At 74.5% G+C, this 21232-nt stretch carries 18 protein-coding genes; 1 reads left to right on the top strand and 17 read right to left on the bottom strand.

From position 1 onward, the window contains the following. Positions 1–57: 57 nt before the first annotated feature. From EV376_RS15870 to EV376_RS15800, 15 genes are all read right to left on the bottom strand, one after another. A complete protein-coding gene (locus tag EV376_RS15870) occupies positions 58–882 on the bottom strand; it encodes a shikimate dehydrogenase (RefSeq protein WP_130324045.1) in 825 nt (274 codons plus the stop codon). Then, positions 882–2084: an endolytic transglycosylase MltG gene (gene mltG / locus EV376_RS15865; protein ID WP_130324043.1), complete on the bottom strand. Its 1203-nt coding sequence runs from the start codon at positions 2082–2084 to the stop codon at positions 882–884. Before mltG ends, EV376_RS15870 begins: the two co-directional genes overlap by 1 nt. Continuing rightward, positions 2081–2542 carry a Holliday junction resolvase RuvX gene (gene ruvX / locus EV376_RS15860; RefSeq protein WP_130324041.1) on the bottom strand — a complete coding sequence of 154 codons (462 nt, stop codon included), beginning with the start codon at positions 2540–2542 and terminating at the stop codon, positions 2081–2083. Before ruvX ends, mltG begins: the two co-directional genes overlap by 4 nt. A gap of 72 nt (positions 2543–2614) precedes the next feature. Then, a complete protein-coding gene (gene alaS / locus EV376_RS15855; RefSeq protein ID WP_130324039.1) occupies positions 2615–5293 on the bottom strand; it encodes an alanine--tRNA ligase in 2679 nt (892 codons plus the stop codon). Continuing rightward, a complete protein-coding gene (locus tag EV376_RS15850; RefSeq protein WP_130324037.1) occupies positions 5290–5595 on the bottom strand; it encodes a hypothetical protein in 306 nt (101 codons plus the stop codon). The genes alaS and EV376_RS15850 overlap by 4 nt, the downstream gene beginning before the upstream one ends. A 31-nt stretch (positions 5596–5626) precedes the next feature. Further along, complete coding sequence (locus EV376_RS15845) at positions 5627–6088, bottom strand: DUF948 domain-containing protein (protein ID WP_130324035.1); 462 nt, start codon at positions 6086–6088, stop codon at positions 5627–5629. A gap of 154 nt (positions 6089–6242) precedes the next feature. Next, the gene (locus tag EV376_RS15840) at positions 6243–6866 is read right to left on the bottom strand and encodes a hypothetical protein (protein WP_130328679.1); all 624 of its coding nucleotides are present in this window, start codon (positions 6864–6866) and stop codon (positions 6243–6245) included. A gap of 2495 nt (positions 6867–9361) precedes the next feature. Then, positions 9362–10870 carry a replication-associated recombination protein A gene (locus EV376_RS15835; protein WP_130324033.1) on the bottom strand — a complete coding sequence of 503 codons (1509 nt, stop codon included), beginning with the start codon at positions 10868–10870 and terminating at the stop codon, positions 9362–9364. A 76-nt stretch (positions 10871–10946) separates the two neighbouring features. After that, positions 10947–11159, bottom strand: a complete 213-nt coding sequence (locus EV376_RS15830; RefSeq protein ID WP_130324032.1) for a hypothetical protein — start codon at positions 11157–11159, stop codon at positions 10947–10949. A 99-nt stretch (positions 11160–11258) separates the two neighbouring features. Next, positions 11259–12647, bottom strand: coding sequence for an MFS transporter (locus EV376_RS15825; RefSeq protein WP_130324031.1), 1389 nt, complete (start codon positions 12645–12647; stop codon positions 11259–11261). Next, entirely contained in the window at positions 12647–13243 is a 597-nt protein-coding gene (locus tag EV376_RS15820) for a winged helix-turn-helix domain-containing protein (RefSeq protein WP_130324030.1), read from the bottom strand. Before EV376_RS15820 ends, EV376_RS15825 begins: the two co-directional genes overlap by 1 nt. A gap of 74 nt (positions 13244–13317) precedes the next feature. Further along, positions 13318–14130, bottom strand: a complete 813-nt coding sequence (locus EV376_RS15815) for a sugar nucleotide-binding protein (protein WP_130324028.1) — start codon at positions 14128–14130, stop codon at positions 13318–13320. A gap of 93 nt (positions 14131–14223) precedes the next feature. Beyond that, positions 14224–16029 carry an aspartate--tRNA ligase gene (gene aspS / locus EV376_RS15810; RefSeq protein ID WP_130324026.1) on the bottom strand — a complete coding sequence of 602 codons (1806 nt, stop codon included), beginning with the start codon at positions 16027–16029 and terminating at the stop codon, positions 14224–14226. Between the two features lie 183 nt (positions 16030–16212). Beyond that, positions 16213–17259 carry an alpha-lytic protease prodomain-containing protein gene (locus tag EV376_RS15805; RefSeq protein WP_130324024.1) on the bottom strand — a complete coding sequence of 349 codons (1047 nt, stop codon included), beginning with the start codon at positions 17257–17259 and terminating at the stop codon, positions 16213–16215. A gap of 332 nt (positions 17260–17591) precedes the next feature. Beyond that, positions 17592–18068: a winged helix-turn-helix transcriptional regulator gene (locus tag EV376_RS15800; protein WP_130324022.1), complete on the bottom strand. Its 477-nt coding sequence runs from the start codon at positions 18066–18068 to the stop codon at positions 17592–17594. A 55-nt stretch (positions 18069–18123) separates the two neighbouring features. On the opposite strand from EV376_RS15800, the gene EV376_RS15795 reads away from it, so the two are divergent. Next, positions 18124–18633 carry a PaaI family thioesterase gene (locus EV376_RS15795; protein ID WP_130324020.1) on the top strand — a complete coding sequence of 170 codons (510 nt, stop codon included), beginning with the start codon at positions 18124–18126 and terminating at the stop codon, positions 18631–18633. Positions 18634–18867: 234 nt separating this feature from the next. Here the strand turns inward: EV376_RS15795 and EV376_RS15790 are convergent, their stop codons facing one another. Together EV376_RS15790 and hisS are read right to left on the bottom strand one after the other, a co-directional pair. Next, positions 18868–19803 (bottom strand): acyl-ACP desaturase, encoded by a 936-nt coding sequence (locus EV376_RS15790; protein WP_130324018.1) that lies wholly within the window; start codon positions 19801–19803, stop codon positions 18868–18870. Between the two features lie 78 nt (positions 19804–19881). Further along, a complete protein-coding gene (gene hisS / locus EV376_RS15785; protein ID WP_130324016.1) occupies positions 19882–21210 on the bottom strand; it encodes a histidine--tRNA ligase in 1329 nt (442 codons plus the stop codon). Positions 21211–21232 lie beyond the last annotated feature (22 nt).

The raw sequence follows: 21232 nt of genomic DNA, 5'->3' as shown, positions 1-21232 counted from the left end.
AGCGCGTCTTAACCGTCGCCTAAGGATCCTCCGCACGACCACAGAGGACGGTCGAGGTCACGCGGACCGGGCTGCCGCGAGCGCCGCCGCCATCGCCTCGCGCGGCGCCGGCACGCCGGTGAACTGCTCGAACTGGCCCAGAGCCTGGGCCAGCAGCAGGTCGAGGCCGGAGACGATCCGGCAGCCCGCGGCCCGCGCGGCGGACGCCAGCGGGGTCGGCCACGGGTCGTAGAGGGCGTCGAAGAGCACGGTGGCCGGCCGCCAGGGCACCGCCGCGGCGAGCGGGTCGGCGACGCCCCTCGGCACGGTCGAGACGACCACGTCGGCGGCGCAGTGGTCGGCGGCCCCGTCCCACGGCGCGCCGGCCAGCGGCACGCCCACCGCGTCGGCCACCGGTCGCAGCGCCCCGATCGCCTCGGCCCGCCGGGCCACCACGGTCACCGCCCGGGCGCGCAGCCGCGCCGCCGCCGCCAGGGCCGCGCGTGCCGTGCCACCGGCGCCGAGCACGGTCACTGTCGCCCCCGGGCGTACGCCGGCGGCGGTCAGCACGTCGACCATGCCGGTGACGTCGGTGTTGTCCGCGTACCAGCTGCCGTCGCCGCGTCGTACCAGCGTGTTGGCGGCGCCGACGGCGACCGCGACGGGCGAGGCGGCCGCGGCCACCGCGAGCGCCGCCTCCTTGCCCGGCATGGTCACCGAGAGCCCGGCCCACTCCGGGCCGAGGCCGGCGACCAGGCCGGGCAGCTCCGACTCCGCGCACTCGAACCGGGTGTACGACCAGCCGGTCAGCCCGGCCGCCGCGTAGCCGGCGTTGTGGATCACCGGGGAGAGGGAGTGCGCGATCGGCTTGCCGACCACCGCCGCCCGCCGCGCGACCGCCATCAGATGATCCCGGCCTCCCGGGCCTTGGCCTCGTTCTTCAGGTGATCCTGGTAGGTCTCCGCGAACGCGGAGTTGCCCTGCCGGTCGACCGCCACGAAGAACAGCCAGTCGCCCTTCGGCGGGTTCATCGCGCCTTCCAGGGCGTCCCGGCCGGGGTTGTTGATCGGTGTCGGGAGCATGCCCCTGAGCTTGCGGTTGTACGGGTTCTTCGGGTTGTCGAGCTCGGCCGCGGTCATGTCCTTGGACGCCTTGGTCGGCTGCCCGGTCAGCTCCAGGTAGTAGTTGACCGTGACGTCCATCTCCAGGCAGCCGCAGTCGAAGTTCCCCCGGTACACCCGGTTGTAGGCGACCCGGGCGACCTTGCCGAGGTCCTTCTTCACGCCGGCCTCCGCCTGCGCCAGCGACGCGACGATCAGCGCCTCGTACGGACTGACCCCACCCAGGTCCTTCTGCACCTTGTCGGCGAACTGCAACTCGCCGGTGACGGCGACGAAGTTCTCCACCATCATCTTGAGGATCGACTCGGCGGTCGGGTTCGGCGGGATCTCGTAGGTGTCCGGATACAGGAAGCCCTCGATCGACTTCGGCGACTTCTTGCCGTCGCCCCGGTTGAACCACCAGTCCGGCACGCCGAGCGCGATCGGGTCCTTCGCGGCGGCCTCGAACTCCTTGACCGGGATCTTGGTCTTCTCGGCGAGCAGCTTGTAGATGTTCTTCGCGCTGCGCCCCTCGGGAATCGTCAACCCGTTGACGACCCGGTTCTTCAGGTCCAGCATCGCCGCGACGGCGCTCTCGCCGCTCATCTGCTTGCGCAGCTTGTACAGCCCGGGCTGGATGTTCTTGCTGCGGGCGTTGTCCTCCGCGGCCTCGATGAACGCCTTGGCGCTCTTGACGACCCCCGCCTCGTAGAGCGCGACCGCCATGTCGGCGATCAGAGCGCCCTGCTTGACCTCGACGGTCACCTCGCCGGTGCCGGTGCCCTCGTAGTCGGGCGTGACGAGGAAGCTCTGGATCCGGTCGAAGCCGTAGAACGCACCGCCGCCGATACCGCCGAGCAGGACCAGTGCGAGCAGCAGGGCCAGCACGGTCTTGCCGCGGCCCCCGCCGGAGCCGTTCTTGCGCTTGCGTACGTAGCCGCGCCGATGCCGGCCCTTCTCCCCCCTGTCCTGTTCATCGAAACCGAGGTCCCAGTCGTCGGTCATTCCGTCCGCCTCCGCTGCGCATCCAGCCAGCTCTGCAGAATCTCCACCGCGGCGGCCTGGTCGACCACCGCGCGTTGTCGCCGCCCTCGGACGCCACGCTCGGCAAGCCTACGACTAGCCACGACGGTGGACATCCTCTCGTCGGTGAGCGTTACCGGCACGGGCGCTATTACATCGGCCAGACGGCCAGCGTACGCCTTCACGTGGACGGCGGCGGGGCCGTGCTTGCCGGCGAGGTTGACCGGAAGGCCGACCACCACCTCGACCGCCTCGTGCTCCGCCACCAGCGCCGCCAGCTCGGCGATGTCGCTGGGCACCGCCTCCGGCGCCGCCGCCAGGTCCCGGGCGAGGGTGACCAGCGGGGTGGCCAGCACGCCGTGCGGATCCGACCGGGCCACCCCGACCCGCACCTGCCCGACGTCCACGCCGAGCCGGACACCACGGGACCGCTCAGTCACCGACAGTCACTCCCCCGCCGAAACGGGCCAGGGCGGACCGACCGGTCCGCCCTGGCCGTGTACGCCGGCACCTCACGCCTCGGCGACCGCCTTCTCGACCGTGAGCAGCAGTCCGGGGGCCTCCGCCGCGGGCAGGCCGCCGCCCTGCGCCAGGTCCGGGCTGCCCCCGCCCCGGCCGGAGAAGGCCGCCTTGACCAGGTCGGCCGCCGACAGGCCGCGGCTGCGGGCGGCCGGGTTGACCGCCACCACCAGCGACGCCTTCCCGTTGGCCCGCGCCGCCACCGCGACCACCGCCGGCCGCGCCGGGTCGATCTTGCCGCGGATCTCCTGGGCGAGGGTCCGCACGTCGTTGCCGGCCGCGCCCTCCGGGGCCTCGGTGCCGACGTACGCGACGCCGCGCACGTCCTTCGCCTGGGCGGCGAGGGCGGCCGCACCGCCGAGCACCAGTTGGGCCCGGAGCTTCTCCAGCTCCTTCTCCGCGTCCCGCAGCTGGGTGACGGTCTGCTCCACCCGGTCGGCGACCTGGTCCGACGGCACCCGGTACAGCTCGGCGAGGCGGGCGACCAGCAGGTGCTCACGGGCCAGGAAGTTGAACGCGTCCATGCCGACCAGCGCCTCGACCCGGCGGACGCCGGACCCGATGGACGCCTCGGACAGGATCTTCACCAGGCCGAGCTGGCCGGAGCGGGCGACGTGCGTGCCGCCGCACAGCTCCCGGGCGTAGTCGCCGACCTCGACGACCCGCACCTGCTCGCCGTACTTCTCGCCGAACAGCGCCATCGCGCCGATCCGCCGCGCCTCCTCCAGCGAGGTGATGAACGCGTGCACCTCCAGGTCGGCGAGGAGCACCTCGTTGACCTGCTGCTCGACGTCGCGCAGGACGCTGGGCGCCACCCCGGTCGGGGTGTTGAAGTCGAACCGGAGCCGCCCGGGCGCGTTCAGCGAGCCGGCCTGGGTGGCGGACTCGCCGAGGAAGTTGCGCATGGTCTGGTGCACCAGGTGGGTCGCGGTGTGCGAGCGGGAGATCGCCCGGCGACGACTGGTGTCGATCTCGGCGAAGCCGGTCTCGCCGACCCGCACCTCGCCCCGGACCACCCGCGCCCGGTGCACGATCAACCCCGGCACCGGCTGCTGCACGTCGAGGACCTCGACCTGGCCGCCACCCACGGTGATCATGCCGAGGTCGGGCTGCTGGCCGCCGCCCTCGGCGTAGAACGGGGTGGCGTCGAGCACCAGCTCGACCGTGTCCCCCTCGACCGCCGCGAGGCGCGCCCCGCCGGCGCCCAGCACCGCCCGTACCGTCGACTCCCGGGAGACCTCGTGGTAGCCGGTGAAGGTCACCGGACCGCCCTCGTCGAGCACCCCCCGGTACGCCGACAGGTCGGTGTGCCCCGTCTTGCGGGCCTGCGCGTCGGCCTTCGCCCGGGCCCGCTGGTCGGCCATCAGCCGGCGGAAACCCTCCGCGTCGACCTGCAGGCCGTGCTCGGCGGCGATCTCCAGGGTCAGATCGATCGGGAAGCCGTACGTGTCGTGCAGCTGGAACGCCTTCTCGCCGGTGATCGCCGCCCGGCCGGCGGTGCGGGTCTCGGCGATGGCGGTGTCCAGGATCGTGGTGCCGGCGCGCAGCGTGGCGAGGAACGCGTCCTCCTCCGCGTACGCGTAGTCGGCGATCCGGTCGAAGTCGGTGGCGAGCTCGGGGTAGGACGGGGCCATGCAGTCGCGGGCCACCGGCAGCAGCTCGGGCAGCGCCCGCTCCTGCCAGCCGAGCAGCCGGATCGCGCGGATCGCCCGACGCATGATGCGGCGCAGCACATAGCCACGCCCCTCGTTGCTCGGGGTCACGCCGTCGCCGATCAGCATCAGGGCGGTGCGGACGTGGTCGGCGACGACGCGCAGCCGCACGTCGTCCGGGTGCGACTCGGCGGCCACGTGACCGGAGTGCGCGCCGTACCGCTTGCCGGTCAACTCGGCCGCCCGGTCCAGGATCGGCCGGACCTCGTCGATCTCGTACAGGTTGTCCACACCCTGCAGGATCGACGCCATCCGCTCCAGGCCCATGCCGGTGTCGATGTTCTTCGCCGGCAGCTCACCGAGGATCGGGTAGTCCTCCTTGCCGGTGCCCGGCCCCCGCTCGAACTGCATGAACACGAGGTTCCAGAACTCCAGGTACCGGTCCTCGTCGACGGCCGGGCCGCCCTCGAGGCCGTAGGCCGGGCCGCGGTCGTAGAACAGCTCCGAGCACGGGCCGCACGGGCCGGGGATGCCCATCGACCAGAAGTTGTCGGCCTTGCCACGGCGCACGATCCGCTCCGCCGGAACACCGACCGACCGCCAGATCGCGAACGCCTCGTCGTCGTCGAGGTACACCGTCGGCCAGATCCGCTCCGGGTCCAGCCCGAAGCCGCCCGCCTCGACCGACTTGGTGGCCAGGTCCCAGGCCAGCGGAATCGCGCCGTCCTTGAAGTAGTCCCCGAAGGAGAAGTTGCCGTTCATCTGGAAGAACGTGCCGTGCCGGCTGGTCTTGCCGACCTCGTCGATGTCCGGCGTACGGATGCACTTCTGCACGCTGACGGCCCGCCGGTACGGCGGGGTCTGCTGCCCGAGGAAGTACGGGACGAACTGCACCATGCCGGCGTTGACGAACAGCAGGTTCGGGTCGCTGATGGCGGGCAGCGGAGCGGACGGCACCACGGCATGGCCGTTCGCCTCGAAGTGCGCGAGGTACCGCCGCTTGATCTCCGCCGTCTTCATCGCTCGTGTTCCTCCGGGAAAATCTCTCGGTCGCCGATGCGCGGGTCCTCCCGCAGGTCGGCGAACTGGTCGTCGAACGTCTCGCCGCGGGCGAAGGCCTCGTGGATCTCCTGCTCGCGCTCCGCCATCCCGATCCGGACGTCCTCCACGAAGCTACGCACCGACTCGACCAAGCTGCCAGCGGATTCCGACAGCCCGGTCGCGATGCCGGCCGGTGTGTACGCCTGCGCCGTCCGGGTGGCCTTGCGGACCACCAGCACGCCCACGGCCAGCCCGATGCCGAGCCAGAACAACCGCCTCATGCTCTCATCCTCCTGCTCGCCGCCGGCCAGGTCAGCGGTTACCGCGCCGCGCGGCCCGCCGCTGCTGCTTGATGGTGTCGCGAACCTCACGCTCGGTCTCGGCGTGCCGGCGGGCGGCCGCGGCGCGGCGGACGCCGTAGCCGAAGGCGGCGACCTTCACCAGTGGATTCGCGGCGGCGGCGGAGACGACGGTGGCGAGGTTGGCGATGTTGGCCGTGACGTTCTGCGCGTGGCTGGTCATGTTGTCGACCTTGGCGAGCTGGAGGTTCACCCCGTCGAGCGAGGTCTGCACCTGCTCCAGTGCCGTGTTGACGTTCTTCACCGTGGTGTTGACGTCGCCGAGCAGCGGTTCCGTGCGGTCGTTGAGGTCGTTGATCATCCGGGTGGCGGCGTCGACCGTGTGCCGCAGCCGCAGGATGGGCAGCATCAGGATCAACACCAGCATCGCGAACGCGATCGCCGCGATCAGGGCCGCGACCTCTCCAAAGTCCACGCCTGTCCTCCTCAGTGCGAATCCGCGGGCGCCGGACGTCCCGGAACGCGCGACCGTCGACCCGCAACCACGCCGCGCGGCCCCCGCACCGGGATCGAACGGGAGCAGGCGGGCCTGCCAGCACCAGACCCTACCGTCCGTGATGGAAACCGGCTCAGGACGGTGAGGGTGTCAGCTCGCCGAGCGGATCCTCCGACAGCGTCGGGAAGGGATCCTCTCCGGTCAGCGACGGGTCGGTGCTCGGCTGCGGGCGCGTACGGTCGTCGTCGATGGCGTTGCGGACCTTCACCGACACCAACGAGCCGGTGCACTCCTGCGCTGCGGTCGACGGGTCGGGCGAGGGGACGACCGCGGGCTCCCCGTCCACCGGAGGCGGCACGCAGGTCGGCTCGCGTACCCACAGGTCGAGGGTCAGCTCGTCGCGCCGCCAGCAGGTGTAGCTGCCCTTCGCCTCCTGCTCGGGGCAGCGGGTCACCTGCCACGGCCGCCAGCCGTCCCTGACCAGCGCCGCCTCGTACACCTGGGCGGTCTCGTCCGGGGACCGCTCGGACTCGACGGTGCGCTCGCGCAGCCGGCAGTCCAGCAGGCACCAGCGGTTGCCGCTGACGGCATCGACCGGCTCGGCCGCCGCCCAGCTCGGCACGTCCAACTGGTCGAGCGTGTCGAACACCGGGTCCCGGCTCAGGGTCTTGGCCCCGAAGAAGAGCGGCACGGCGCCCAGCAGCAGGACACTGACCAGTGCGAGGACGCCGGTACGCAGCCGCCGTCGCTCGCGCATCTGCCGGCGCAGCTCGGAGCGGGCGCCGCTCAGCCGGCCCGCGGCGGCGCTGTCGTCGGCGGCGGGTTGCGTGGGTCGCCGCAGCGGCGGAGCGTCCGGCGGCGGCGCGACGGCGGGCGCGACGGCCGCGCGGGCCACCGCGACGTCGGCGGGCCCGGCCGGTGGCGGCACCGGCGGCACTCCGCTGGGCTCCGGCCGACCGGGTTCCCGCTGCGGCGGGAGAGCCCGGCCGGGCGCCCGGTCGTCGGGCGCGGGTCGAGGGCCGGCCGGCCGCGCCACCCCGGCGGGTGGACGTGGCGCACCGGAGGTCGGCTCCGGGAACGCCTCCCCAGCCGGCGGCCGACCGGGGCGCGCGTCGGGCGCGGCACCGGGTCGGGCGACGCCGGGTGGGGTCGCGGCACCCCGGGGCCCGGCCGGCGCTGCGCCGGGGCGGGCCACGCCCGGTGGGGTCGCCGCCCCGCGCGGCCCGGGCGGCCTGCCGGGACGGGCGGTGGGCGGCGTGGGACCGCCGGAAAGCGGCGCGCCGGGCGGCGGGACAGCGGCACCCCGGACCGGTCCGGTCTCGGGGCGGGCGTGCGGCGGCACGTCCGGCCGGTAGGGCCGGGCAGCGCCGCCCGGACCGGCGGGACGGGGGTCGCCCGCGGCGGCGGCGGACGGACGGGGCCGCTCGGCGGCCGGCCCCGCCGGAGGGTGCGGTCGCCCGGACTCGCCGGCCGGGGGGATCGGGCCGGACGGCCGGACGGCACCGCGACCGGCGCCCGGCCCCGCCGGGGCGCCGTCCACCGGGCGGGCGCCGCCGCCCCGCGGGCGGCCGGTGTCCGGACCGCCGGCCGGATCGTGCCCGGGCCGGGACCCGTCGGGTGCCCGGCCGGCGTCCGCGGCCCGCCGTCCGGCGGGCGGAGCGCTCTGCGGGGTCACCGGCGAGCCGGGCGAGGTCGCCGGGGAGTTCAGGGTGCGCAGCGCGGGATCGGTGTGGTGCGGGGTACGGCCGGCCTGGCGGAGCCAGTCGGCCGGTCGCTCCGGTCGGGCGCGGCGGCCCTCGGCGCCCGGCCGGCCGGCTCCGTCCGCGCGCGGGCCGGAGCCCGCGGCCTCGGTGCCCGGCGCGCGGGAGGCACCGGCGGCGGGGTCCGGCACGGCCCGCCGGCCGAGGGGCGTGGCGACGTCCTCCTCGGGGGCCGCCCGCCGGCCACGCGGCGCGGCACGGCCCTCGTCCGGCACGGCCCGCCGGCCACGGGGCGGGGTGCCGCCGTCCGGGGCGGCTGCCCGGCCCGCCTCCGGCAGCCCGCGACGCCCGGGCACGGGAGGACGGGCCCCGCCGGTCGGGTCACCGGTCTCGCCGGGCCGGTCGCGCAGCGGGCCCCGGGGCCCGGCCGGTTCCGCCGCCGCGGCACGCCGGTCGGACCGGCCGGCCGGCGGCGGTGGGTTCGGCAACGGGGGTGCGTTGCCGCTGCGCGGCACGACCGGCTCGGCACCGGCCGGGCCGCGGGCGGGCGCCGGTGGACGGTTACGGGAGCGCCCACGACCGCCCGCGGCGGGAATGTCGCCGGACACGTCGCCGGGGTGTCGACCGAAGCCGGCGTCGACGTCGGCCGGCCCGGAGTGGACCGGGCCGGGGCGGGATGCCGCGTCGGCACCGGGCGGCTGGCCCGGCCCGGGTCGGGGCAGCCGGGCCCGGGCCGCCGAGCCGGTCAGATCGCCGGACCGGTAGCCGTCGGCCGGCCCGGGACCCCGGGCCTCCGGACGCCGGGCGGGCGGTGCGCCACCGGGGCCGGGCGGTGCGACGGGCGAGCCGGTGGGAGCGACCGGCGCCGGCGGGGGGCCGACCCGGGGACCCGCCTGGGGGCCGGGGACGGCGCCGCGGCCACCGGACCGGCCGGGGACGACGCCGGGCTGAGTGGGCTGGTCCGGCTGGACCTGCCGGCCGGGCGGCGGGCCGGCGGGTGCACCGCGCCGGGCGGCGGCCGGCGGCGGACCGGCCGGCGGCTGGGACCGCAGTGGCGGGGCGGCCGGCGGCTGGGACCGCAGTGGCGGGGCGGCCGGCGTCGCCGGCCCGGAGACCGGGCGGGCGCGTTCGGGCCCGTCGGGCCCGCCCTGCGGCCAGCCCGCCGCCCGGCGTCCCGCCTCGGCGGGCTGGCCGGGCCGGGGACCGGGCGGGGGGCCGTCACCCCGTGGCACCGGATTGGGTGGCTCCGGCGACCCGGGCCACGGACCGGCGCCGGGCCGCGCGCGTGGCGGTTCGGCCTCGCCGCGGCGCGTCGGCGGGGTGGCCGGCCGGGCGGCCGGGTCGGTGCCGGGTGGCGGCCCGGGGTGGCCGGCGACGTCCCCCGGGCCCAGCTCCGTACGCTGCGCCTTGGCCGTGCGCAGGTCGTCGATCCAGCCGAACTCCTCACCGCTGATCGGCTCCGGCTCGGCCTCGGCCTTGCCCCGCCCCCAGCGGCGACCCTTGGTGCGCCGCTCGTCGGCGCCGTCCTCCGGTCCCTCCGGCCCACGCGACTTCACTGCTGACCCTCCTCGGCGGCGTCCGTGCCGCCCTCGTGCGCCCCGCCGTCGCCCGACCCCCCGGTGCGCCGGCCGTTGCCTGCCGTGCCACCCGTGGTCGCCGCCACCTGCTGGCGGGCGACCGGGGCCGGAAGCCCGCGGACGATCCGGCGCAGCAGCGGCAGCCGCTCGGCCACGGCCCGCTCCGCACCGTGCTGGCTGGGCCGGTAGTAGTCGATGCCGACGAGGTCGTCGGGCACGTACTGCTGCGTGACCACGCCCCGCTGGTCGTCGTGCGGGTAGCGGTACCCGGCGCCGTGGCCGAGACCCTTGGCGCCGGCGTAGTGCGCGTCCCGCAGGCCGCGTGGCACCGACCCGCCCCGGCCGGCGCGGACGTCGGCGAGGGCGGCCCCGATGGCCGTGGTCGCCGAGTTCGACTTGGGTGCCGTGGCCAGGTGGATGACCGCCTGGGCGAGGTTGAGCTGGGCCTCCGGCAGGCCGACGTACTCGACCGCGTGGGCGGCGGCCGTCGCCACGCCGAGCGCTCCCGGGTCGGCCATGCCGACGTCCTCGCTGGCGAAGATCACCAGCCGCCGGGCGATGAACCGGGGATCCTCCCCGGCGACCAGCATGCGGGCCAGCCAGTGCAACGCGGCGTCCACGTCGGACCCGCGCATGCTCTTGATGAAGGCGCTGGTCACGTCGTAGTGCGCGTCACCGTCGCGGTCGTAGCGCACGGCGGCGGTGTCCACCGCCTGCTCGGCGGTGGACAGGTCGATCCGGTCGGCCCCGACGGCGGCGGCCGAGGCGGCGGCCGCCTCCAGCGCGGTGAGCGCCTTGCGGACGTCCCCGGCGGCGAGCCGGACGAGGTGGTCCTCGGCCTCGGGGTCGAGGGCGAGCGCGCCACGCAGGCCGCGCTCGTCGGCGACCGCCCGGCGGAGCAGGTCCCGCACCGCGGCGTCGTCGAGCGCCTGCAGGGTGAGCAGCACGCACCGCGACAGCAGCGGCGAGATGACCGAGAAGTACGGGTTCTCGGTCGTCGCCGCCAGCAGCGTGACGGTGCGGTCCTCGACGGCGGCGAGGAGCGAATCCTGCTGGGTCTTGCTGAAGCGGTGCACCTCGTCGATGAAGAGCACGGTCTGCGGACCGCCGGCGCGGCGCTGCCGGCGAGCGGTCTCGATGACGGCGCGGACGTCCTTGACGCCGGCGTTCAGCGCCGACATCGCCACGAAGCGGCGGTCGGTGGCGCGGGCGACCAGGTGTGCGATCGTGGTCTTGCCGCTGCCCGGCGGCCCCCAGAGGATCACCGACATCGGCGCGGCGCCGGAGACGAGCTGACGCAGCGGGGCGCCCGGGGCGAGGAGGTGGTCCTGCCCGACCAGCTCGTCGAGGTTGGTCGGGCGCATCCGGACAGCCAGGGGCGAATCCTCCCCGACCGGCGTGAAGCCGTCCACGCCGACCGGACCCGCGGGCGCGGAGGGCGCGGCGGCGGGTTCCCCGAGGGAGAAGAGGGCGTCGGACTCCATCACGGGAACAGTACCGGGCCCGGCCGGAGACGCCGGAATCAGCGCCGCCGGACGGGCCCGTCCTGATCCGTTCCGGTCAGCCCCGGCCCGGCCGCCGGCCGTAGTACCAGCGGCCCCGGCCGCTGCCGCCCGGCCCGCTGCCGACCCCGGCCAGGTACAGGGAGAGCAGCAGCAGCCCGATCAGCGTGAGCGTCTGCCAGTTGAACAGGTCGGGCGCACCGAGGTTGCTGTCCATCAGGTCGAGCAGCAGGGCGAATCCGAAAACGATCGCCGCGAGGATGGCGAGCATGGCATTCCTCCGGTAAGGGGGGTCCCAGTAGGTCGGCGCGGGATGTACCCAATCGGTCCGTCCGTCAATCTCCACCCTGGAACGGAAGGGGCTCCTTCCCTAACGCTGCCGCCCGGGGGCGTCCACGCCGACCGCGGGCGCGACGTCGCGCTGGCCCGGCACCCTGCCCAGGTCAGCGTCGCCGCCGGTCGGGAAGGCGGCCGCCGCCCCGGCCGGCACGGTGCCGTCCACCGGACCGGCCGGCGCCGCCCCGTTGCCGCGCCCCGAGCGCCACGCCGGCAGGTAGAGCGGAGCGGCGACGGCGAGCACGACCGCGCCGACCAGCATCGCGGTGGTCACGCCGGCCCGGTCGGCGACCAGGCCGAGCACGATCCCGCCGAGGGCGGCGGCCGGCATGGCCACCATCGAGTTCAGCGACACCACACTGGTCCGGTACGGGCCGTCGACCTGGCGGTGCACCAGACCCATGTGCAGCGGGTTCGACGCGCCGTGCACGGTGTGGCAGGCGACGTACGCGACGAGCACGCCGACCGGACCGGCCAGCAGGCCCATCGCGGCCACCGTGGCGCCCTGCACGATCCGCAGCAGCGCGGCGCCCGGCGCGGCACCCAGCCACCGGATGAGCAGCGGTGTCAGGGCCGCGCCGCCGGCGGACGCGAGCCAGGCCACCGTGCTGCCCGGGCCCAGCAGCGCCGCCGCGCGGTCGGCCGAGCCGAGCACCTCGGCGAGGCGGACCGGCAGCAGGTTCTCGAAGGTGACCATGCCGAAGCCCCAGAACAGCTCGACCGCCACCAGGGCGAGCAGCACCCGGGACCGGCGCAGCAGCCCGACCGCCTCGCCGATCATCCGGGGCGCCTGGGCGACCGACGCGCGCAGCGCGCCCGGGCCGGCCACCGGACGGGTCTCCCGCAGCAGCGCCAGGAGCGCCACCAGGGCAACCAGGTGCAGCCCGATGGCGACCAGCACCGGAGTGGTGAGGGCGCTGACCGGCCCGACCGGGCCGAGCGCGACGAGGCCGCCGGCGAGCAGGGCCCCGGCGGCGATGGCCAGGCCGAGCACCGTGCCGCCCTGGCCCAGCCCCTTCTCGTACGCGGCGTCGGGGTCGACGGCGAGGGTCGAGTCGACGTACCAGGACTCGAGGGGGCCGCTGTCGAGTGCCCGGTACACGCCCTGGAGCGCCCAGACGGTGACCAGCAGGGCGAACGAGTCGGCCACCACGAGCAGCACCCCGGAGGCGAGGTTGACCAGCGAGGCGACCACCAGCACGGGTTTGCGGCCCAGCGCGTCGGCGAGCCCGGCGGTCGGCAGTTCCAGGGCGAGGACGACGAGACCCTGGGCCGCGGCGGCGAGGCCGATCTGGGTGAGGGTGAGGCCGCGCTCCTGCATCAGCAGGATGATCACCGGGATCAGCAGGCCGACCGGGAGCCAGCGCAGCCCGTGCAGGACGAGGTAGCGGAGGCGGATCTGGCGTACGGACAGCGCGGCCATCACTTCCCCTTCAGCAGTGGATAGGCGGCGAGGACGATGTGCACCTTCCGGGCCTCCGGCGGCGCCGGTTCCGCCTCGTCCCGGTACCGCTCGAGCACCGCGTAGACCTCCCGCTGGAGGTCCGCCAGCCGCTCCGGCGGCAGGGCCATGAAGACGTCGTCCATGCCGAAGGCGTCCCGCCACTCCGGTGACCACTCGTGCTGGACGGCGAACCACCGCTCGGCCACCTCGACCAGGTGGCGGACCTGGTCGCCCTGGATCCAGTCGACGGCGGCCCGGGCGTCCGGGTCGTCGTCGAAGTCGGTGGGTTCGAAGTTGGTGACGTCGTGGGCGGAACGCCACCAGCGCTGCCGGCCGCGGCCCCGGTCGGGGTCCTCCACCACCAGCCCCACCTCGGCCAGCTGGCGCAGGTGGTAGCTGGTCGCGCCGCTGTTGGTGTCGAGCAGCTCGGCCAGCGCGGTGGCGGTCGCCGGCCCGTGCACCCGCAGGGCGCCGAGCAGCCGGATCCGCAGCGGGTGCGCCAGCACCCGGACCTGCCGGTGGTCGATCCGGACCGCGCGCGGGGCCGGTCGGGTCTCCTCCTGATTGCCTGCCATAGATGCACAATACTTGTGCACAGTAATTGTGCACAAGTTCTTTGCAGAGGTTCTGTGCGGGTGACTCGGAGAGATCAGCCGGCCAGGAGTTCGGAGATGCCGCGCAGCCGGGTCCGCAGCAGCCCGGCGGCCCGGGTCGAGGCGAGGCGTACCTCGGTGGGGCGGCGGACGCCGGCCGCGGCGCCCGTGCCGGTCTTCAGGCCCGCCGGGTCCAGGCCGAACTTCGCGGCGACCAGCCGCCCCATCTCGGCCCGGCTGACCGCCTCGGGGCCGGCGACGTTCAGCGGGCCGGCGTACCCGGACGCCGCCAGCTCCAACACCGCGGCCGCCAGGTCGGTCACGTCCACCGGGCAGCGGAGCTCATCGGTGAACAGCGTGGCCCGGCCCGCCAGCGCGTCGAGGCAGAGCTGGATCTGCTTGCTGCCCTCCCCCACGATCAGCGAGGTCCGCACCAGCACGGCGGCGGGGTCGATCGCGCGGACGGCCGTCTCGGCCGCCGCCTTCGCGGCGCCGTACGGGAAGACCGGGGTGGGCGGCTCGTCGTCGAGGTACGGCGTCGGGCGCCCGGCGTGCAGGGCGTCGCTGGACAGGTGCACCAGCCGTGCCCCGACCTCGGCGGCCGCGTACGCGACGTGGGCCGCCCCGTCGGCGGTGACCGCCCAGTCGTCGTACCGGTAGGGGGTGGCGACCACGGCGTCGGGGCGTACCTCGGCGAGGAGCGCGCGCACGGCGGACCGGTCGGTGACGTCGAGCCGGCGGGCCGCGACGCCCGGCACGGCGACGGCCCCGGCGTGGTGCGTCCCGACCACCGACTCCCCCGCCGCCACCGCCCGCCGGCACACCTCAGCACCGAGAAAACCGCTGGCCCCGACCACGAGCAGCCTCATCCCGCCCCCTCACCGTCGATCATGAGGTTAGCGGCAGCGCCGGAGATCGACCTCCCCGCCGGCCGCGTGCTCGACGCGGGCCGGCCGCCGGGGTCAGGTGGGGTCCGCTACCGGGGCGGCGGGACCGGCCGTGCCGGTGTGGGCCGTCGCCGGGGGCTTCGGCTTGGCGTCGATGCCGGCCTCGGCCCGCTGCTGCGCGGTGATCGGCGTCGGTGCGCCGGTCAACGGGTCGAAGCCGCCGCGCGTCTTCGGGAACGCGATGACCTCGCGGATCGAGTCGGCGCCGGCCAGCAGCATGCACACCCGGTCCCAGCCGAACGCGATGCCACCGTGCGGCGGCGGGCCGTACTTGAACGCCTCCAGCAGGAAGCCGAACTTGTCCTGCGCCTCCTCGGGCGTGATGCCGAGCAGGTCGAACACCCGCCGCTGCACGTCGCCGCGGTGGATACGGATCGAGCCGCCGCCGATCTCGTTGCCGTTGCAGACGATGTCGTACGCGTAGGCGAGGGCCCGGTCGGGCGCCTCCTCGAAGCGGTCCACCCACTCGGCGTTGGGCGAGGTGAACGGGTGGTGCACGGCCGTCCAGCCACCCTCGTCGGTGCGCTCGAACATCGGCGCGTCGACCACCCAGCAGAACGCCCACGCGCTCTCGTCGACCAGGTTGGCGCGCTTCGCGATCTCGATCCGGGCGGCGCCCAGCAGTTCCTGTGCCTCCCGGGTGTTCGTGCTGGCGGCGAAGAAGATGGCGTCGCCGGGCTTCGCGCCGACCGCGTCGGCGAGGCCCGCCAGGTGCTCCTCGGACAGGTTCTTGGCCACCGGGCCGCGCGCCTCGCCGGTCTCGGCGTCGAGCACCACGTACGCGAGGCCCTTCGCACCGCGCGCCTTGGCCCAGTCCTGCCAGCCGTCCAGCTCCTTGCGGGACTGCGCCGCACCGCCCGGCATGACGACCGCGCCGACGTAGCCGCCCGCGTCGATCGCGCCGGCGAACACCCGGAACTGGGTGCCGCGCAGGTACCCGGTCAGCTCGGTCAGCTCGACGCCGTAGCGCAGGTCCGGCTTGTCCGAGCCGTACCGGGCCATCGCGTCGTGCCAGGTGATCCGCGGGATCGGGCGGCTGACCTCGTGGCCGGCCAGCTCCGTCCAGAGCGCGGACACGATCGCCTCGCCGAGGTCGATCACGTCGTCCTCGGTGACGAAGGACATCTCGATGTCGAGCTGGGTGAACTCCGGCTGCCGGTCGGCGCGGAAGTCCTCGTCGCGGTAGCAGCGGGCGATCTGGTAGTACCGCTCCATGCCGCCGACCATGAGCAGCTGCTTGAACAGCTGCGGCGACTGCGGCAGCGCGTACCAGGTGCCGGGCTGCAGCCGCACCGGCACCAGGAAGTCGCGCGCGCCCTCGGGCGTCGACCGGGTCAGCGTCGGGGTCTCGATCTCCAGGAAGTCGCGCTCGTGCAGCACGGTGCGGGCGATCTGGTTGGCCCGGGAGCGCAGCCGCATCGCCTGCGCCGGACCACTGCGGCGCAGGTCCAGGTAGCGGTAGCGGAGCCGTACGTCGTCGCCGGCCTCCACCTGGTCGTCCACCGGCAGCGGCAGCGGCGCGGCCTCGGACAGCACCTCCAGTTCGGCGGCGGTCACCTCGATCTCGCCGGTCGCGAGGTCCGGGTTCTCGTTGCCCTCCGGCCGCCGGGTCACCTCGCCGACGACCCGCACGCAGAACTCGTTGCGCAGCGCGTGCGCGTCCTCCTCGCGGAACACGACCTGGACCACACCGGAACCGTCGCGCAGGTCGACGAAGATGACGCCGCCGTGGTCGCGCCGGCGGGCCACCCACCCGGCGAGCGTCACCGTGCTGCCGGCGTCCGTCGCGCGCAGGCTGCCGGCGTCATGGGTACGGATCACGGCGTGCGTCTCCCTCGTCTGCGGAATGTCTCTGCCCCGGCATTCTGTCAGGGGAGCCGCTGCCGCGTTCCACGGGTGCAAGGAAGGGTCCCTTCTTAACGCACGGGTGTTGAGAAGGGACCCTTCCTCACCTGCCGGCGGGCCGCCGGAGGAGGAATCCGGCGGCCCGCTCGGGTGGGTGGATCAGAAGACGCTGACGCCGTAGCGGTTCAGCGCCTCGACGACCGGCTGGAAGTAGGTGGTGCCGCCGGTGCTGCAGTTGCCGCTGCCGCCCGAGGTCAGGCCGAGGGCGACGGAGCCGCTGAACAGCGAGCCGCCGCTGTCGCCGGGCTGGGCGCAGATGTTGGTGCGGATCAGGCCGGAGACCGAGCCCTCGGCGTAGTTCACCGTGGCGTTCAGTGCGGTGACCGAGCCGCTGCGCAGGCCGGTGGTGCTGCCGGAGCGCTGCGCCGACTGGCCGACGTACGGGTTGGCGGCGCTGGTGATGTCCCGGTAGCTGCCGTTGTAGAGGTAGACGTTGCCGGCCGCGTTGGCGGAGTTGCTGTGCCGCACGATGCCGTAGTCGTTGCCCGGGAAGCTGGTGCCCGCGCGGGTGCCGAGCAGCGAGGTCTGGGACGAGTTCGAGTACCAGCTCGACGAGATGTTGGTGCAGTGGCCGGCGGTCAGGAAGTAGTAGGTGCTGCCGGAGCGCACGTTGAAGCCGAGCGAGCAGCGCCCGCCGCCACCGGCGTAGATGGCCTGGCCACCGGAGATGCGCAGGCTCAGCACACCGGCCTCGGCCTCGATGCGCACCGCGCCGTTGGCCCGCGCGGCGGCGGCCTTGACCCGCTCCAGCTTGGCGCCGGTCACGGTGCTGTCGACCGAGACGACGACCTGGTTGGTGGCCGGGTCGACCCACCAGGCGGTGCCCGGGATCTTGGCGGTGCGCTCCAGCTCCGCGGTGGCACGGTTCAGCTCGGCGGCGCCGCGCTTGACGATCTTCGGGGTGGCGCCGGCGGCGGCGACCTGACGGGCGGCGACGGCGTCGGTGACGGCGACGACCATCTTGCCGTTGGCGCCGGCGTACGTGCCGGCGGCGCGGTCACCGAGCCGCTCGGCGAGGGTGGTGGCGGCTTCCGGCGAGGCGGCGGGGGCGGCCTGGGCCGGAGCGCCCATGAGCGTTCCGGCGACCAGGGTTCCGGCCGCGACGAGGGTGGCGGCACGGCGGAACGTGGACCTCGTGGGTCGCATGTAACAACCTCCGTGAGAGGGGGGTGACGGCCCACGCCGGGGCAGCGGGGCCGCTGGGGCAACCCGGCCGAGCTGGGGGAACCGGTCGGGCTGCACCGAAGTATTCACATACTTAAGATCCTTGGCAAGACCTGGATTCGCCCGAATCACCCGAGCTTGATCCGTCACAACGATGCAACACCGTGGACACACCCGTAGCCGTGCGGCGTCACACCGCGGGAGGGCCGCCCCGAGACGATCGACTCGATGCCCGGGACATGGCGATCCGCAGCCGCCGGACGCCGCCGCGCCGGCGGCACGGAGCCGAACACGGCCGCGACCGGACGTCGGGGTCAGTCGGCCCGACGGTGCGCCCCGGGGCCCGGCCGCGGCACCACGTCACGCGGTTCGTCGACCCCGTGGCCGCGCTCGCAGCGCAGCGCGACCCGCACCTCCCCGCCGCAGCCCCGGTGCTCGACGCGCAGCGGCGGGCCCTCCGGATCGGCGAGATAGCGGTCACCCCAGGCGAGCACGGCGACCAGCACTGGCCACAGGTCGAGCCCCTTGGCGGTCAGCCGGTACTCGTGGCGCAGCCGGCTGCCCGGCTCCCGGTACGGCTCACGGCGCAGCACGCCCCCGGCGACCAGGGTGGCCAGGCGGTTGGTGAGCACCTGCCGCGGGATCCCGGTCCGGACCCGCATGTCGTCGAAGCGCCGGACGCCGCTGAAGACCTCGCGCAGCACCACGAGGGTCCACTTCTCGCCGAGAACCTCCATCGCGCGCGCGATGGTGCAGTTCTCGATCGACCAGTCCAGTGCCGCGGGCTTCATGTCGCCAGGCTAGGTCTTATTGACAGACTCAGCAAACGACTGCAAGGCTGGGTCCATGACGCAGACGCAGCAGCGCAGCCGCACCTTCTCCTGGTCCGACCCCGGCATCAACGCGGCCCAGCTCGGCAGGCGCAGCGGCCTCGACCTGCTGCGCGCGATGATCGCCGGCGAGCTGGCCGCCCCGCCGGTCATGCACCTGCTCGACATGAGCCGGATGGAGGCCGACGAGGGGCGGGTCGCCGTCGAGCTGGTGCCACAGGAGTTCCACTACAACCCGCTGGGCACCGTCCACGGCGGGGTCATCTCCACGCTGCTGGACACGGCCGCGGCCTGCGCCGTGCACACGACCCTGCCGGCCGGCGTCGGCTACACCTCGCTGGACCTGAGCGTGAAGTTCCTCCGCCCGGTCACCGTGGACTCCGGCACCCTGCGCTGCGAGGGCACGGTGCTGCAACGCGGCCGCCGCACCGCCCTGGCCGAGGCCCGCCTGACCGACGCACGGAACCGCCTGGTCGCCCACGCCACCTCGACCTGCCTCCTGTTCCCACTGACCTCCCCCACCTGACCCCCACCCCCACCCCCACCCCTCGCCCCGCCACCCCCGCCCCGTCGATCATGGAGTTGTGGTGCCCCGCAAAGGGCGCGAAAGCGGACGGGAAGCCCACCACAACTCCATGATCGACCGCAGGAACACCCCGGGCGCGGCCGTCGCTTCCGAGAGCCGGTGACGGGCGCGCCCGGGGGCCGGGCGGGCAGGGGCGGGAGCGCGGGGAGCGCGGGGAGCGGGGGACTCGGGGGGTCAGGTGCGGGCGGCTTCGCGGGCGCGGCGGGCCTCGCGCTTCTCCTCGAAGCGGGAGGCGGCCCGCTCCAGGTCGTCGAGGTGGGCGGCGATCTGCTCACGGGCGGCCTCGCCGTCGGCGTCCAGCCCGGTCACGTTCATGACGTCCCACTGGCGCAGCACCGGCACGACCACCTCGTCCCGGTGCTGGCGCAGGTCGTAGATGCCGGCGAGGGCGATCGCCACCGACTTGCGGGCGAAACCCTCGATGCCGTTGCCCGGCATCTGGAAGGCCGCCAGCACGTCGGCCACCGCCCGCATCGTCTGACCGGGCGCCAGCTCGAACGCCGCGCCGAGCAGGTTGCGGTAGAAGATCATGTGCAGGTTCTCGTCGGCGGCGATCCGCGCCAACAGCGCCTCACACACCGGGTCGCCGGTCGCCCGACCGGTGTTGCGGTGCGAGATCCGGGTGGCGAGCTCCTGGAACGACACATATGCGAGGGACTGCAGCATCTCCTCCTCGTGGGCGTTGCGGTAGCCGGTCGACATGTGCGTCATCCGGGCCCGCTCCAGGGCGACCGGGTCGACCGCGCGGGTGACGGTCAGGTAGTCGCGGATCGCGGTGCCGTGCCGCCCCTCCTCGGCCGTCCACCGGTGCACCCAGGTGCCCCACGCGCCGTCCCGCCCGAAGAGCGTGGCGATCTGGTGGTGGTACGACGGCAGGTTGTCCTCGGTGAGCAGGTTGACGATCAGCGCGGTGCGCGCCACCTCGGGGAGGGTCGAGTCCTCCGGAGACCACGCCTCCCCGCCCAGCGGCCCGTCGAAGGTGCGCCCCTCGCTCCATGGCACGTACTCGTGCGGGAACCACTCCTTCGCCATCGACAGGTGCCGGTCGAGGTTCTTCTCGACCACCACCTCGAGTTCGTGCAGCAGTGCGGTCTCGCTGAGGATGGTCACGACGATCTCCCTACGGTGGCGTAACTTACGCTACCGTAGGTCTGATCGTCCGTCAGCGCCAGCGGAGTCCCACGGCGGTCAGCTCACCAGCGGCTTCAGGTCCACCACCGGTGGCGTCCACACGCCGGACTCCGCGCGCACCTGCTCGCCCGAGCGGATGTCCTTCACCTCGTCCGGGGCGCCCTCGACGCCCGGGAACCACACGTACGGGATGCCGCGCCGCTCGGCGTACCGGATCTGCTTGCCGAACTTCGCCGCGCTCGGCGAGACCTCGGTCGGGACGCCGCGCGCGCGCAGCGCCTCGGCGACCCGGTTGCTCGCCGCCCGCTGCTCCTCGCTGACCACCGCCACCAGGACGCAGGTCGGGACGTCCCGGGACACGGTCAGCTCCCCGGCGCCGAAGAGCAGGCCCAGCAGCCGGGTCACGCCGATCGAGATGCCGACCCCCGGGTACGACACGGCGCCGGCGCTGGCCAGGTTGTCGTACCGGCCCCCGGAGCAGATCGAACCGAAGCGCTCGTACCCGATCATCTGCGTCTCGTAGACGGTGCCGGTGTAGTAGTCGAGGCCGCGGGCGATGCGCAGGTCGGCCACGCAGAGGCCCGGTGCGTGCTCGGCGGCGGTCTCCACCACCCGGACCAGCTCCTCGACGCCCTCGTCGAGCAGCGGGTGGCTGACCCCGAGCGCGGCCACCGCGTCGGCGAACGACGCGTCCGGGGCGGAGATCTCGGCGAGCGCGAGCACGGCCTTGGCCTGCGCCTCGCTGGCGCCGGCGGTCTCGGCCAGCAGCTCGGCGACCTTCGCCGGGCCGATCCGGTCCAGCCGGTCGACGGCGCGCAGCGCGGCCTCCGGGTCGCCGATCCCGATCCCCCGGTAGAAGCCCTCGCAGATCTTGCGGTTGTTGACCTGGATGCGCACCGGCGGGATCGGCAGCGAGCGCAGCGCGTCGCCGACCACCAGCGGCATCTCCGCCTCGTGGTGCGGGGCCAGGGTGTCCCGGTCGACGATGTCGATGTCGGCCTGCAGGAACTCCCGGTAGCGGCCCTCCTGCGGCCGCTCGCCGCGCCACACCTTCTGGATCTGGTAGCGGCGGAACGGGAACTGCAGCCTGCCGGCGTTCTCCAGCACGTAGCGGGCGAACGGCACGGTCAGGTCGAAGTGCAGGCCGAGCGCGTCGTCGCCGGCCGGGCCGTCGCTGTCGGCCTGCAGCCGCCGGATCAGGTAGACCTCCTTGGAGGTCTCCCCCTTGCGCAGCAACTGGTCGAGGGGCTCGACCGCGCGCGTCTCCAGCGGAGCGAACCCGTACAGCTCGAAGGTGCTCCGGATCCGGTCCAGGACATACTGCTCGATCATCCGCTGCGCGGGCGTCCACTCCGGGAAGCCGGAGATGGGCGTGGGCTTGCTCATGATGCTCCGTTCACGGGACCCG

It is taken from the genome of Micromonospora sp. CNZ295, assembly GCF_004217535.1.
This window is presented reverse-complemented; position numbering and strand designations above follow the sequence as displayed.